Origin of the sequence: Streptomyces sp. NPDC048734 (assembly GCF_043198675.1) — a bacterium.
In the GTDB taxonomy this organism is placed as follows: Bacteria; Actinomycetota; Actinomycetes; order Streptomycetales; family Streptomycetaceae; genus Streptomyces.
Genome location: NZ_JBICUZ010000007.1, coordinates 151,853 through 164,624, shown reverse-complemented (window position 1 = coordinate 164,624; position 12,772 = coordinate 151,853). Strand labels below are relative to the sequence as shown.

The window sequence follows — 12,772 nt, the reverse complement described above, 5'->3', positions numbered from 1 at the left end:
CGGTCAGCCGATGAGGCCGGCGACGAGAACGGCGAACTCGTCGGGGGTGGCCAGCCGCACGCCCAGGGACTCCGCCTTGGCCCGCTTGGAACCGGCGCCCTCCCCGGCGACGACCAGGCTCGTCCGCTTGGAGACGCTGGAGGAGGAGCGGCCGCCGGCCCGTTCCACCAGTTCGTTCATCTCGTTGCGGCTGAGCTTCTCCAGCGGGCCGGTCATCGCGCCGGTGACCACGACCGTCATGCCGGCCAGCGGCCCGCCGGCCGACGCGGTGACGTCGGCGGTGTCGGTGGCGTGCGCGGCGGCCGCCGGCCCGGTGCCGCCGCCGGTCTCGTCGGACGGCGGGGCGGGCGGGGTCGCCCCGGGCTCGGTCATGTTGACGCCGACCGCGGCCAATTTGTCGATGAGCGGGGCCAGTTCGGCGAGTTCCGCGACGATGGACGGGGCCTTCTCGGTGCCGATGCCCTCCACCCGCTGGATCGTCTCCGCGTCGGCGGCGCGCAGGTGGTCCATGGTGGCGAAGTACCGGGCGATGCGGCGGGACATGGAGCGTCCGGTGCCGCGCACGCCGAGTGCGCACAGCACCCGCGCCAGCGGCCGGCCCTTGGCCGTGGCGAGGGCGGCGAGGAGGTTGTCGGTACTGGTCCCGCCCATCCGGTCCAGGCCGAGGAGCTGCTCGCGGGTGAGGGTGAACAGGTCGGCGAGATCGGCCACCAGGCCCGCCTCGACGAGCTGCACGACGCGGGTGTGGCCGAGGCCCTCGATGTCGAGCTGGTCGCGTCCGGCGGCGTAGGAGAGGGAGGCGACCAGGTGGCAGTTGCGGCCGTTCTCACAGCGCCAGCGCTGCTCGCTCGTGTCGATCGCCGATCCGCAGCGCGGGCACACCTGGGGGAAGACGATCGGCTGTTCCCCGCCGGTGCGCAGATGGGCGACGGGCGCCTCGACGCGCGGGATGACGTCACCCGCCCGGTGGACCATCACGTGGTCGCCCAGGCGCAGGTCGCGGCGGGTGATGTCGGCCGGGTTGTGAAGGGTGGCGTAGGTGATGGTGGAGCCGTCGATCTCCACCGGGGCGAGGACGGCGCGGGGCGCGATGATGCCGGTACGGCCCACGTTCCACTCCACCTCCAGCAGGCGGGTGATCTTCTCGACGGCCGGCAGCTTGTAGGCGATCGCCCAGCGCGGGGCTCTGGAGCCCGCCCCGGCGGCCCGCTGGTCGGCGGCCAGGTCGGCCTTGACGACGATCCCGTCGATGCCGAAGGGCAGTCGCGGCCGCAGGTCGGCGATCTCCCGCACCCGGGCCAGGACGTCCTCCACGGTGTCCGCGGTGACGCCGGGTACGGCCGTCGTGGCGGTCGTGTTCACGCCGAGCGTCGCGGCCCGGGCCATCAGTTCGCTGTGGGCGGCCTCGCCGAGGGCGGCGGCGAGGCCGGCCTCGGTGCCGGCGAGGGGCAGCAGGCCGTAGCCGAAGAAGGTCATCGGCACGGTGTAGGCGCGGTCCTTGGCCCGCAGGGTGCCGGCGGCGGCGTTGCGCGGGTTGGCGAACGGCTGGCCGCCGTGGGCGGTGCGGACCTCGCCCGCGTGCTCGAACTGGGCGGTCGTCATCAGGACTTCGCCGCGCACCTCCACGGTGACCGGCTCGGTCAGCCGCTCGGGCAGGCCCTCGATGGTGCCGGCGGCGTGCGTGACGTCCTCGCCCGCCGTCCCGTCACCCCGCGTGATCAGCCGTGTCAGGCGGCCTTCGGTGTAACGGGCCGCGACCGCCAGGCCGTCCAGCTTCGGCTCGACGCTGTACCGCTCGCTCTCGTGGCCGACGCGCCGCGCCAGCGAGGCGGCCCAGGCGGTGAACCCCTCCGGCGAGAACACGTTGTCCAGGCTGAGCATCGCGATCGTGTGCGGGACGTCGCCCTCGACGGCGCCGCCGGCCACCTTGCCGCTGGGCGAGTCGGGCAGCACCTGGCCGGGATGGGCCGCCTCCCAGTCCGCGATGCCTCGCACCAGCCGGTCGTAGGCGTCGTCGTCCAGCACCGAGGTGCCCCCGGTGTAGTAGGCGGCGGACGCCCGCACGGCGTCCTCGACCGCCTGCGCGTAGGCGGCGGCATCCACGATCTGTGCGGCAGGTGTCGTCATGCCCGTCATCCTGCCTCCCACCACTGACAACGCCCCTCGCACGGGCGGGCGTCGGGGCACCCTGCGCCGTCGGGGCGGGCCGGGCACCGGGTACGCTGCGGCAGCGTCCGCCGTACGGCCACCGCTCGTGCGCCACCGCTCGTCCGGTGCTCCCGACCTCCTCAAGAATGTTTTATATTCAACTATGACTCGACGGATCTTCATCGACAAGCAGAGCCCCAAGGCCTACCACGCGCTCGTGCAGACCTCCGAGGCCGTGCGCGCGACCGCCGCCGAGGCGGGCCTGGAGCGCACCGTCGTGGAACTGGTCAACCTGCGCGTCTCACAGCTCAACGGCTGCGCCTTCTGCCTCGACCTGCACACCAGGGCCGCCCTGCGCGCCGGGGAGTCGACCCGGCGGCTCGGCGTGCTCGCCGCGTGGCGGGAGACCGAACTGTTCAGCCCGCTGGAGCGGGCGGCCCTGGCGCTGGCGGAGGCGACCACCTCCCCCACCGACGCCGCCGTGCAGGAGGCCGCGTACGCCGACGCCCGCGAGGCCCTCACCGAGGACCAGATCGCGGCGGTGATCTGGGTGGCGGTCACCATCAACGCCTTCAACCGGGTCTCCGTCCTGAGCGGGCACCCGGTGCGCTGACCGGTCCGGCCGGCACGGAACGCCCCCCACCACCCGGACCCGGACCCGGACCCCACGCCTCACCCGTCCGCGCCGTTCACGTCCGCGCTGCCGCGGCGGCCCCCGCCCCCGTGAGAAGGTTGCCGCCCGCACGAGGCAGGAGGTCGGGTGACGGGAAGTCAAAAACGGTCCCGCGCAAGCAGAACGTCACTGACGCTTCTGACGGCACTCTGCACGCTGGCCGGTGCCGCCCTGACGGGGGCGGCACCGGCCAGGGCGGCGACGGGGACCACCATCGCGGCCGGCGTGGTGTACCGGCAGTACGACCTCGATGCGGCAGCCGGCGTGACGCACGTGCACGTGCTCGGCGTCGACCTGACCGACACCCGTGTGGGCCTGGGCCTGTTGCACCCGGGAAAGGTCGCGGCCCGCGCCACCGTCTCCCGGCAGGCCACCGCCCACAGGGCCGTCGCCGGCATCAACGGGGACTTCTTCCACATCACCGAGGCGCAGCACCCGGGCGTCGCCGCGACCGGCGCGAGCGTGGGCCCCGCCATCGCGAACGGCAGGGTGCTCAAGGCCGCCGTGCCGACGGGGCAGCGGTTCGGCCCCGAACTGCCGCCCGGTACGGACACCGACGACGTGGTGGGCGTGAGCGGTGACGGACGGGCCCGACTGGACCGCCTGACGCTCGTCGGCACGCTCCTCACGCCCGGCCGGCGGTGGCCGCTGGGCGGCCTCAACCAGTACGCGCTGCCGGAGGACTCCATCGGCGCCTACAACTCCGACTGGGGCAGCGCCTCCCGGGTGCGGGCCACCTGCGGCACCGACACCGACCGGGCCGCGCCGTGCGGCACCGACACCTACGAGGTGACGGTGCGGCAGGGCCGGGTGGTGTCCGCCTCGGCCACGCCGGGCGGCGGCGCCATCGCGGCGGGCACGACGGTGCTCGTCGGCCGGGAGGCGGGCGCGGAGAAGCTCAGGAAGCTGGTCACGGGGCAGCGGGTGACGGTGCGGTACGGTCTCGCGGCCGCCTCGCGGCGCGCCTACCGCTTCGCCCTCGGCGGTCACCCGGTGCTCACCGGTGGGCGGCCGTCGACGGGCCTGGACACGCGGACCTCGGCGGTCCGCACCGCGGTGGGCATCGCGAACGGCGGGCGGCGGGTGCTGCTGTTCGCGGTCGACGGTGCGCCGGCGTACCGCGGGGGCCTGACGATCGCCGAGGTCGCGGCCGCTCTCGGGGACCTCGGGGCGACCGAGGGCTTCAGCCTGGACGGCGGCGGCTCCTCGACCCTGGTGGCGCGGGAGCCGGGTGCGGCCACGGTGTCGGTGCGCAACCACCCCTCGGCCGGGGCGGAGCGTGCCGTGCCGAACGGCATCGGGGTGTTCACCCGGTGAACCGGCCCGCGCGGGGGCCGGTTCAGCCGGTGCTCCCGCAGGACCTCACGGCCGGATGCCGCCGACGATGTCGGCGGTCGCCGTGAGGCCGCTGTGGATGGTGGGGGCCATGCTGGTGCCGGCCAGGAAGAAGCCGAGCAGCAGGCAGACCAGCCCGTGCGAGACCTTCAGTCCGCCGTTGCGCAGGAAGATCACCGCCAGGATCAGCAACAACACCACCACGGAAAGGGAAACGACCACACCGACCTCCTCCACTACGTCCGCTTTCGCGGTATTCGGCCGCAAGTGTGACGTAGCGGAGGGTTCGTCCGCGCGGCTCACCTGTCCGCCGAACGAGTGGTTCACGGGTCGACCGGGCGGCCGGCCGGTGGACCGCCCGTGGTCACGCCTTCCCGCGGGCGTCGAGGAAGGCCTCCAGGCCGGCCAGGTCGTCGGTGTTCAGGTAGTCGACGCCGGCGTCGAGCAGTTCGCCCCACAGCGCCTCCCGGGCGGGCCCCGCCAGGTCCGGCGTCGCCCAGAAGCGCACCTTCTGCCCGCGGTCGTGCGCGGCCCGGACGAGGGCGCGCAGCCTGCGCCGCTCCGCGTCGGGGAAGGCGCCGACACCGAGCCAGGTGAAGTGGAGCGTCCAGTTGTCGCTGATCAGGGAGGCGAAGGAGGCGTCGGTGCTGCCCAGGTCGGCGAGGCGGCCGTCGTAGAAGGCGCGGCGCACCGTCTGCGCCGCCATCGGCACCCGGGCCCCACGGTCGCCCGAGATGACGGCGGTGACCGGGCCGCGCCGCACCCGGCCGTGGTCGTAGGTGGTGAACAGGTGCCGGTAGCGGCGCAGGTGACGGTCGAGTTCGAGGTACGTCGACGCGCCCCCGGTCTTGATGTCGACGAGCAGTTGCAGGGGGGTGTGCGAACCGCGGTACACCGAGCCGTGGTTGGCCTCGACGCGGGCGGCGAGCGGGGCGAGGTAGAGGGATTCCAGCGTGCGGGCCGGGTCGAGGTCCGCCGGGTCGTGGGCGACGAGCAGTTGGCCGTCGACGAGGAAGATGTCTGCCTCGACGCTGCCGAAGCGGTGGTCGAGGGCGTCGAGCAGGGGCCGGGGGTGCTCGTAGTCGTTGTGGGCGTGGGCGTGCCGCAACGGGCGTGGCCGGTGCCGCTGTTCGGCGGCGAAGGCGCTGCCGGCGGGCGGCGCCAGCACTGCCGTGAGGGCGACGCCGAACGTGGTGAGGACTCCGCGACGGGTGATGAGTGCCATGCTCTGCCTCCCTGTGGAACGGTCTGAACCACAGGGAGTATGGATCCGGCCCGGCCGCAACGAACCTGTCCATGAGAGGAGTTGGCCGGACCGCCGTCGGGTGTTCACCCCTTCCGCGCGAGCGCGCGAAGAAGCCCGCCCCGGGTGGGGCGGGCTTCACGGAGGGACCGTCAGGGGGCCCGCAGGTCGACGAGTTCGGCCAGGGCTGCGCGGTGGGCGCCCGCCGTGCCGTAGGCGATCGAGTCGGCCTTCGCGCGCTTCAGGTGGAGGTGGGCCGGGTGCTCCCACGTCATCCCGATGCCGCCGTGCAACTGGACCGCCTCCTCGGCGGCGCGGACGGCGACGGGCGCCGCGTACGCCTGCGCCACGGCGACGGCCACCTCGACGTCCTCGCCGGTCGCCAGGGCGTCCGCCGCGCCCCGGGCCGCGGCCCGCAGGTTGACGACCTCCAGCCACAGCTGGGCGAGCCGGTGCTTGAGCGCCTGGAAGCCTCCGACGGGCCGGTTGAACTGCTTGCGGTCCTTGAGGTAGCGCACCGTCTCGGTCAACGACCAGTCTGCGAGACCGAGTTGCTCGGACGCCAGCAGCCCGGCACCGGCGCGCAGGGCCCGCCGCACGGCGGGGTCGGCGTCCCCGAGCCGACGGCCGGTGGCCCCGGCGAGGGTGACCGTGGCGAGCGGGCGGGTCAGGTCGAGGGACACCTGGGAAGTGACGGTGACGGCGTCGGCGTCGGCGTCGACCGCGTACAGCCCGCCGTCGTCCGCGGGGACGAGCAGCAGGTCGGCACAGGCGGCGTCGGCGATGCCGGTCAGCTCTCCGTGCAGGGAGCCGTTCTCCAGCCGTACGGCCGGGAAGGCGGCGCCCGGTGCGGTGTGCAGCCCGACGGCGAGCGCCGCGACCATGGTGGCCTGCGACAGCCGGCCGAGCAGATCGGCGGCGACGGAGGTCCCCCCGCCCGAGCGAGGCCGGGAGTGGGGGAAGGCGAGCAGCGCCTCGGTGGCGACGACCGCGCTCGTGAGGTACGGAACGGGGGCGACCGCGCGGCCCAGCTCCTCCAGGACGACGGCGGCCTCCCGGTGGGTGGCGCCCTGGCCGCCCAGTTCCTCGGGCACCAGCAGCCCCGCGAGGCCCATCGTGCCGGCGAGCGCCTTCCACAGCCGGAGGTCGTGCGGGGCGTCCGACTCGGTGCGGGTGATCACGCCGGCCGCGTCGCAGTGGTCGCCGAGCAGGTCGCGGACCGCGGAGCGGAGCGCCTCCTCCTCCTCGGTGTAGAGCAGGTCAGTCATCGAGCGAGGTCCTTCCAGGCGACGTCCTTGTCGGTGCGCGGCTCGGTGGGCAGGCCCAGGACGCGCTCGGCGACGATGTTCAGCAGGACCTCGGTGGTCCCGCCCTCGATGCTGTTGCCCTTGGAGCGGAGGTAGCGGTAGCCCGCCTCGCGGCCGGTGAAGTCGACGTGTTCGGGCCGGCGCATGGTCCAGTCGTCGTACAACAGGCCCTCCTCGCCGAGGAGTTCCACCTCCAGGCCACTGATCTCCTGGTTGAGGCGGGCGAAGGCGAGCTTCATGCCGGCGCCCTCGGGGCCGGGCTGGCCGGCGACGAGCTGCTGGCGCAGCCGCTCGGCGGTGAGCCGGGAGACCTCGGCCTCCACCCACAGTTTCAGCAGTCGCTGGTGCAGGTCGTGGGTGCGCAGTTCGGGGCGCTCGCGCCAGGTCCTGGCGGCGGGCCCGATCATGCCGCCCTCGCGGGGCAGCCGCATGCCGCCGATCGCGACCCGCTCGTTGTTGAGCGTGGTCTGCGCGACCCGCCAGCCGTCCCCGACCTCGCCCAGGCGGTGGGCGTCGGGGATGCGGACGCCGGTGAGGAAGACCTCGTTGAACTCGGCCTCGCCGGTGATCTGCCGCAGCGGCCGGACCTCGACGCCGGGGTCGGTCATGTCGCACACGAAGTACGTGATGCCGCGGTGCTTGGGCACGTCCGGGTCGGTGCGGGCGATGAGGATGGCCCAGCGGGCGACATGGGCGCTGGACGTCCACACCTTCTGCCCGTCGACGACCCAGTCCCCGCCGTCCTCGCGGACGGCCCGGGTGCCGAGGGCGGCCAGGTCGGAGCCGGCGCCGGGCTCGCTGAACAGCTGGCACCAGACCTCCTCGCCGGTCCACAGGGGCCGCAGGAAGCGCCGCTTCTGCTCCTCGGTGCCGTACTGGAGGATCGTCGGCGCGGCCATGCCGAGGCCGATGCCGATGCGCCGCGGGTCGTTGTCGGGGGCGCCGGCTCCCTCCAGCTCGGCGTCCACGACGGCCTGGAGGGAGCGCGGGGCGCCGAGTCCGCCCAGTCCCTCGGGATAGTGCACCCAGGCGAGACCGGCGTCGAAGCGGGCCTTGAGGAAGTCGAGCCGGTCGGTGCCGGCCGGGGGGTGCGCGGCCAGCAGTTCGGCTGTGCGGCGCCGGAGTTCGGCTGCGTCGGTCATACGGCGGCTCCGTTCTGCGGGACGACGGCGACCCGGCCGGTGGTGGCACCGTCGGCGACCCGCTGGACGGCGGCGGCGGCCTCCGTCAGCGGCACGCGCTCGCTCACCAGCGGCTTGATCGCGCCACGGGCGGCCAGCTCGGTGAGCTGCTCGTGGCAGTGCTGGACCAGCTTCGGGTTCTTGGTGTTGTACAGGCCCCAGTGCAGGCCGAGGATCGCGTAGTTCTTCACCAGCGCGTGGTTGAGCGGGGGGCTGGGAATCGTCCCGCTCGCGAAGCCCACGACCACGATCCGGCCCTCGAAGGCGACGACCTTGGTGGACTGGGCGTAGGCCTCGCCGCCGACCGGGTCGTAGACGACGTCGGCGCCCCGGCCGCCGGTGGCCTCCTTGACGGCGGCGATCACGTCCTCGGCACGCCGGTCGATCACCACGTCGCAGCCCAGCTCACGGGCGACGGCCGCCTTGCCGGCCCCGCCGACGACCCCGATGACGGTGGCGCCGGCCGCCTTGCCGAGCTGTACGGCCGCACTGCCGACCCCGCCCGCCGCGGCGTGCACGAGGAGCGTCTCACCGGCCTGGAGGCCGGCCCTGCGGTGCAGGCCGAACCAGCCCGTCTGGTAGCCGATGTGCAGGGCGGCGGCCTCCGCGTCGTCCAGCGAGTCCGGCGCGGGCAGCAGGGCGGCGGCGTCCGCGAGGGCGTACTCGGCGAAGCCGCCGTGCGGCAGCGCGGGGTTGGCGAGGACGCGGCGGCCGTCCTCGGTCTCGCCGCAGATCTCCACGCCCGGGGTGAACGGCAGCGGCGGCCGGACCTGGTAGTGGCCCCGGGCCATCAGCACGTCGGGGAAGTTGATGTTCGCGGCGCGCACCCTGAGCAGGACCTGGCCGTCGCCGGGCGTGGGCCGCTCGACGTCCGCGAGCCGCATCACCTCGCTCGGCTCGCCGTTCTCGTGCACCTGCCATGCCTGCATGCGGAGCCTCCACGGGACTGCGTCGTCTGACCGGGGTCGATCGCATACTAAGCGGTCGCTTGCCAATCAGGGAACAGTCGGCGGGCAACAGCCCCGCGCGAGGCGCCGCGCGCGGAAGGCCGCCCGCCGGAGGTCACCCGCGGGAAGTCACCCCGCGTCACGCTCCCTTGGCCCGCGCCCGTACGTGCATCCGCTCCCCCTGCGGCCCGAAGAGGCTGAGGAACTCCACCGGCCCCTCCCCCGTGGACCCGAACCAGTGCGGCACGCGCGTGTCGAACTCGGCGGCCTCCCCCGCCGACAGCACCACGTCGTGCTCGCCCAGCACCAGCCGCAGCCGCCCCGACAGCACGTACAGCCACTCGTACCCCTCGTGCACACGGGGGTCCGGGTCGATCCTGCGCTGCGGTTCCAGCACCTTGAACGCCTGGAGACCGCCGGGCTGACGGGTCAGCGGCCAGTGGGTGCGGCCGTAGCGGACGATCGGCTGCGCCCGCACCCGCGGGTCGCGCACCGCCGGCGCGCCCACCAGCTCGTCCAGCGCCACCTCGTGGGCCCGCGCGATCGGCAGCAGCAGTTCCAGGCTGGGCCTGCGCAGCCCCGACTCCAGCCGGGACAGCGTGCTCACCGAGATGCCCGTCGCCTCGGACAGTCCCGCGAGCGTCGCGCCCCGCTCCTTGCGGATCCGCCGCAGCCGCGGCCCGACCTCGGCGAGCACCGCGTCGACGCACTCGCCACCCGCCCCGGCGCCGCCGTCGGCCCGGTCGCCTTCCCTGCCGTCATTCCTGTCGTCACTCATGAGGCTATTGCAGTTTCGGCAAACTCATTTGTCAATATGGCAGCAGTGGCGCGACGGTCGGCAGTGGAGGTGGTCACACATGACCGAGCACATCACGCACACCGAGCACACCGAGCACACCGCGAGCCCCGAGAACGCCCCGGGAAGCACCGACGCCTACGAAGTGATCGTCATCGGCGGCGGCGCGGCGGGGCTGTCCGCCGCCCTGGTCCTGGGCCGGGCCCGGCGCCGCACCCTGGTCGTGGACGCGGGTGAGCCGCGCAACGCGCCCGCCGCGCACATGCAGGGCTACCTGTCGCGGGACGGGATGTCCCCGGCCGAGTTCCTGGCGGTCGGACGCGAGGAGATCACCCGGTACGGCGTGGAGCTGGTCCGGGACCGGGCGGTGGACGCCGGGCGGGACCACGCGGTGGACGCCACGCGGAACGGGGGCTTCGCCGTGACGCTGGCGGGCGGCCGGACCGTGCGGGCCCGGCAGCTCGTCGTCGCCACCGGCCTGAAGGACGAGCTGCCCCCGGTCGAGGGCCTCGCCGAGCGGTTCGGGCGGGACGTGCTGCACTGCCCGTACTGCCACGGCTGGGAGGTTCGCGACCAGGCCTTCGGCGTGCTCGCCACCAGCCCGATGAGCGTGCACCAGGCGCTGATCGTGACCCAGTGGTCGAAGGACGTGAAGCTGTTCCTGCACACCGTCGGCGAGGCGGAACTGTCCGACGAGGACCTGCGCCGGCTCGCCGCGGCCGGTGTCGACGTCGTCCCCGGCGAGGTGGCCGGGCTGGTCGTCGAGGACGACCGGCTCACCGGGATCCGCCTGGCCGGGGACGACGTCGCCGGGGCAGGGGCCGTGCACGCCCGCGAGGCGCTGTTCGTCGCCCCCAGGGCGGTCCCGCGGACCGACCTCCTGGCCCGCCTCGGCGCCGAGATGACCGAGACGCCGTTCGGCCGCTACCCCGTGGTCGACAGCCGGGGCCTGACCACCGTGCCGGGCCTGTGGGCGGCGGGCAACGCCTCCGGCTTCGCCGAGCAGGTCGTCAACGCGGCGAGCCGCGGCTACCGGGCGGGCGCCGCGATCAACGGGGAGCTGCTGATGGGCGACATCGACGCCGCCGTCCGGGTGTAGTCGCCACGTCGGCGTTGCACCATGGCTGCATGCTGCTGATCCGGCTCGCCGACGTGTCCCGGGAGGTCGCCGCCGCCCCGGCGCGCTCCCGCAAGATCGCTCTGCTCGCCGCACTGTTCCGGGAGGCGGAGCCGGAGGACGTGCCGGTGGTGATCCCGTATCTGGCCGGACGGCTCCCCCAGGGGCGGCTCGGCGTCGGTCGGAAGGTACTGGGCCGCCCGGTGGCCCCGGCCGCCGCGCCGACGCTGACCGTGCGTGAGGTGGACGCCCGGCTCACCGGCCTGGGCAAGGTGTCGGGCCCCGGCTCTCAGGCCGAACGGGTCCGGCTGGTGCGGGAGTTGATGGGCGCCGCCACGGAGGACGAGCAGCGTTTCCTGATCGCCCTGATCAGCGGCGAGGTCCGGCAGGGTGCCCTGGACGCGGTGGCGGTGGAGGGGCTCGCGGAGGCGACCGGCACTCCCCCGGCGGACGTGCGGCGGGCGGTGATGCTGGCCGGCTCGCTCCGGACGGTGGCCCGTGCCCTGCTCGTGGAGGGGCCGGCGGCGCTGGAACGGTTCCGGCTCACCGTCGGCCGCCCGGTGCTGCCGATGCTCGCGCACACCGCGTCCTCCGTGGCCGGGGCGGTCGGCAGGCTGGGCGCCTGCGCGGTGGAGGAGAAACTGGACGGCATCCGCGTCCAGGTCCACCGGGACGGCGACACCGTACGGGTGCACACCCGCACCCTCGACGACATCACCGACCGACTGCCCGAACTCACCGCCGCGGCGCTGGAGCTGCGCGGTGAGCGGTTCATCCTGGACGGTGAGGTCATCGCCCTCGACGAGACCGGCCGGCCCCGCTCCTTCCAGGAGACGGCGGGCCGCGTCGGCTCCCGGGTGGACGTGGCCACGGCCGCAGCGGAGGTCCCGGTCTCCCCCGTCTTCTTCGACGCGCTGTCGGTCGACGGCAGGGACCTCCTCGACCTGCCCCTCTTCGAGCGGCACGCGGAGCTGGCCCGGCTGGTGCCCGAGCCGATGCGGGTGCGCCGGACCGTCCTGGCGGGCGAGGCGGACCTGCGGGCGGCCGAGGACTTCCTCGAGGAGACGCTGGCCCGGGGCCACGAGGGCGTGGTGGTGAAGTCCCTCGACGCGCCCTACAGCGCGGGCCGGCGGGGCGCGTCCTGGCTGAAGGTCAAGCCCGTGCACACGCTCGACCTGGTGGTGCTGGCCGCCGAGTGGGGCCACGGCCGGCGCACCGGCAGGCTCTCCAACCTCCACCTCGGCGCCCGCACCGCCGACGGCGGCTTCACGATGCTCGGCAAGACCTTCAAGGGCCTGACCGACGCCCTGCTCACCTGGCAGACCGACCGCCTGCGGGACCTGGCCGTCGAGGACGACGGCTGGGTGGTGACCGTACGTCCCGAACTCGTCGTCGAGATCGCCTACGACGGCATCCAGCGCTCCAGCCGCTACCCGGCCGGCGTCACCCTGCGCTTCGCCCGCGTGGTCCGCTACCGCGAGGACAAGCGCCCGGAGCAGGCGGACACGGTGGAGACACTGCTGGCCGCGCACCCGCGGGTACGGCCGTGACGGCGCGGCGCAGCGCCGGTCTGCTGCTGTTCCGGCGCACCGGCGACGGACCACAGGTGCTGCTGGGCCACATGGGCGGCCCGTATTTCGCGAAGAAGGACGCCGGTGCCTGGACCGTAGTGAAGGGCGAGTACGAGCCGGGCGAGCCGGCCTGGGAGGCCGCCCGCCGCGAGTTCCGGGAGGAGCTGGGGGTGGCGCCGCCGGACGGCGAGGCGTTCCCGCTCGGGGAGGTCCGGCAGAGGAACGGCAAGATCGTGACGGCCTGGGCGATCGAGGCGGACCTCGACCCGGCCGCGGTCGAACCCGGCACCTTCGTCATGGAGTGGCCGCCGCGTTCCGGGCGGACGCGGGAGTTCCCCGAGCTGGACCGGGTCGCCTGGTACGGCCTGGACCGGGCCCGCGAGGTGATCGTGACGGCACAGGCCGCGTTTCTCGACCGGCTGACGGAGCACTCGGGCTGAGCGGACGCGCACGC

Annotated in this window: 12 protein-coding genes; 5 read left to right on the top strand and 7 right to left on the bottom strand. The window is 74.3% G+C overall.

Features of this window, described 5'->3' with window-relative positions; all coding sequences use genetic code 11:
- Positions 1–3: 3 nt before the first annotated feature.
- Positions 4–2,127 (bottom strand): NAD-dependent DNA ligase LigA, encoded by a 2,124-nt coding sequence (ligA, locus tag ACGFQC_RS20235; RefSeq protein WP_363089781.1) that lies wholly within the window; start codon positions 2,125–2,127, stop codon positions 4–6.
- Positions 2,128–2,311: 184 nt separating this feature from the next.
- Here ligA and ACGFQC_RS20230 point away from each other — a divergent pair, with 184 nt between their 5' ends.
- Positions 2,312–2,761: a carboxymuconolactone decarboxylase family protein gene (locus ACGFQC_RS20230; RefSeq protein ID WP_363089782.1), complete on the top strand. Its 450-nt coding sequence runs from the start codon at positions 2,312–2,314 to the stop codon at positions 2,759–2,761.
- A gap of 147 nt (positions 2,762–2,908) precedes the next feature.
- Positions 2,909–4,138, top strand: coding sequence for a phosphodiester glycosidase family protein (locus ACGFQC_RS20225; RefSeq protein ID WP_363089783.1), 1,230 nt, complete (start codon positions 2,909–2,911; stop codon positions 4,136–4,138).
- A 45-nt stretch (positions 4,139–4,183) separates the two neighbouring features.
- Here ACGFQC_RS20225 and ACGFQC_RS20220 read toward each other — a convergent pair whose 3' ends face one another.
- From ACGFQC_RS20220 to ACGFQC_RS20195, 6 genes are all read right to left on the bottom strand, one after another.
- Positions 4,184–4,378, bottom strand: coding sequence for a hypothetical protein (locus ACGFQC_RS20220; protein WP_363089784.1), 195 nt, complete (start codon positions 4,376–4,378; stop codon positions 4,184–4,186).
- 142 nt (positions 4,379–4,520) lie between these two features.
- Positions 4,521–5,381: a phosphatidylinositol-specific phospholipase C/glycerophosphodiester phosphodiesterase family protein gene (locus ACGFQC_RS20215; RefSeq protein ID WP_363089785.1), complete on the bottom strand. Its 861-nt coding sequence runs from the start codon at positions 5,379–5,381 to the stop codon at positions 4,521–4,523.
- A 170-nt stretch (positions 5,382–5,551) separates the two neighbouring features.
- On the bottom strand, positions 5,552–6,667 hold the full coding sequence (locus tag ACGFQC_RS20210) for an acyl-CoA dehydrogenase family protein (protein ID WP_363089786.1): 1,116 nt from the start codon (positions 6,665–6,667) through the stop codon (positions 5,552–5,554).
- Positions 6,664–7,848, bottom strand: coding sequence for an acyl-CoA dehydrogenase family protein (locus tag ACGFQC_RS20205; RefSeq protein ID WP_363089787.1), 1,185 nt, complete (start codon positions 7,846–7,848; stop codon positions 6,664–6,666). Before ACGFQC_RS20205 ends, ACGFQC_RS20210 begins: the two co-directional genes overlap by 4 nt.
- Positions 7,845–8,816, bottom strand: a complete 972-nt coding sequence (locus tag ACGFQC_RS20200; RefSeq protein ID WP_363089788.1) for an NADPH:quinone oxidoreductase family protein — start codon at positions 8,814–8,816, stop codon at positions 7,845–7,847. Before ACGFQC_RS20200 ends, ACGFQC_RS20205 begins: the two co-directional genes overlap by 4 nt.
- Positions 8,817–8,973: 157 nt before the next feature.
- Complete coding sequence (locus ACGFQC_RS20195; protein WP_363089789.1) at positions 8,974–9,612, bottom strand: XRE family transcriptional regulator; 639 nt, start codon at positions 9,610–9,612, stop codon at positions 8,974–8,976.
- A gap of 79 nt (positions 9,613–9,691) precedes the next feature.
- Here ACGFQC_RS20195 and ACGFQC_RS20190 point away from each other — a divergent pair, with 79 nt between their 5' ends.
- Genes ACGFQC_RS20190 through ACGFQC_RS20180 form a run of 3 tightly spaced genes read left to right on the top strand, consistent with a single transcriptional unit; the run spans position 9,692 to position 12,758 of the window.
- On the top strand, positions 9,692–10,729 hold the full coding sequence (locus ACGFQC_RS20190) for an NAD(P)/FAD-dependent oxidoreductase (protein ID WP_363089790.1): 1,038 nt from the start codon (positions 9,692–9,694) through the stop codon (positions 10,727–10,729).
- Positions 10,730–10,758: 29 nt separating this feature from the next.
- Positions 10,759–12,297, top strand: a complete 1,539-nt coding sequence (locus ACGFQC_RS20185; protein ID WP_363089791.1) for an ATP-dependent DNA ligase — start codon at positions 10,759–10,761, stop codon at positions 12,295–12,297.
- Positions 12,294–12,758 carry an NUDIX domain-containing protein gene (locus tag ACGFQC_RS20180; RefSeq protein WP_363089792.1) on the top strand — a complete coding sequence of 155 codons (465 nt, stop codon included), beginning with the start codon at positions 12,294–12,296 and terminating at the stop codon, positions 12,756–12,758. The genes ACGFQC_RS20185 and ACGFQC_RS20180 overlap by 4 nt, the downstream gene beginning before the upstream one ends.
- The last annotated feature ends 14 nt before the right edge of the window (positions 12,759–12,772 follow it).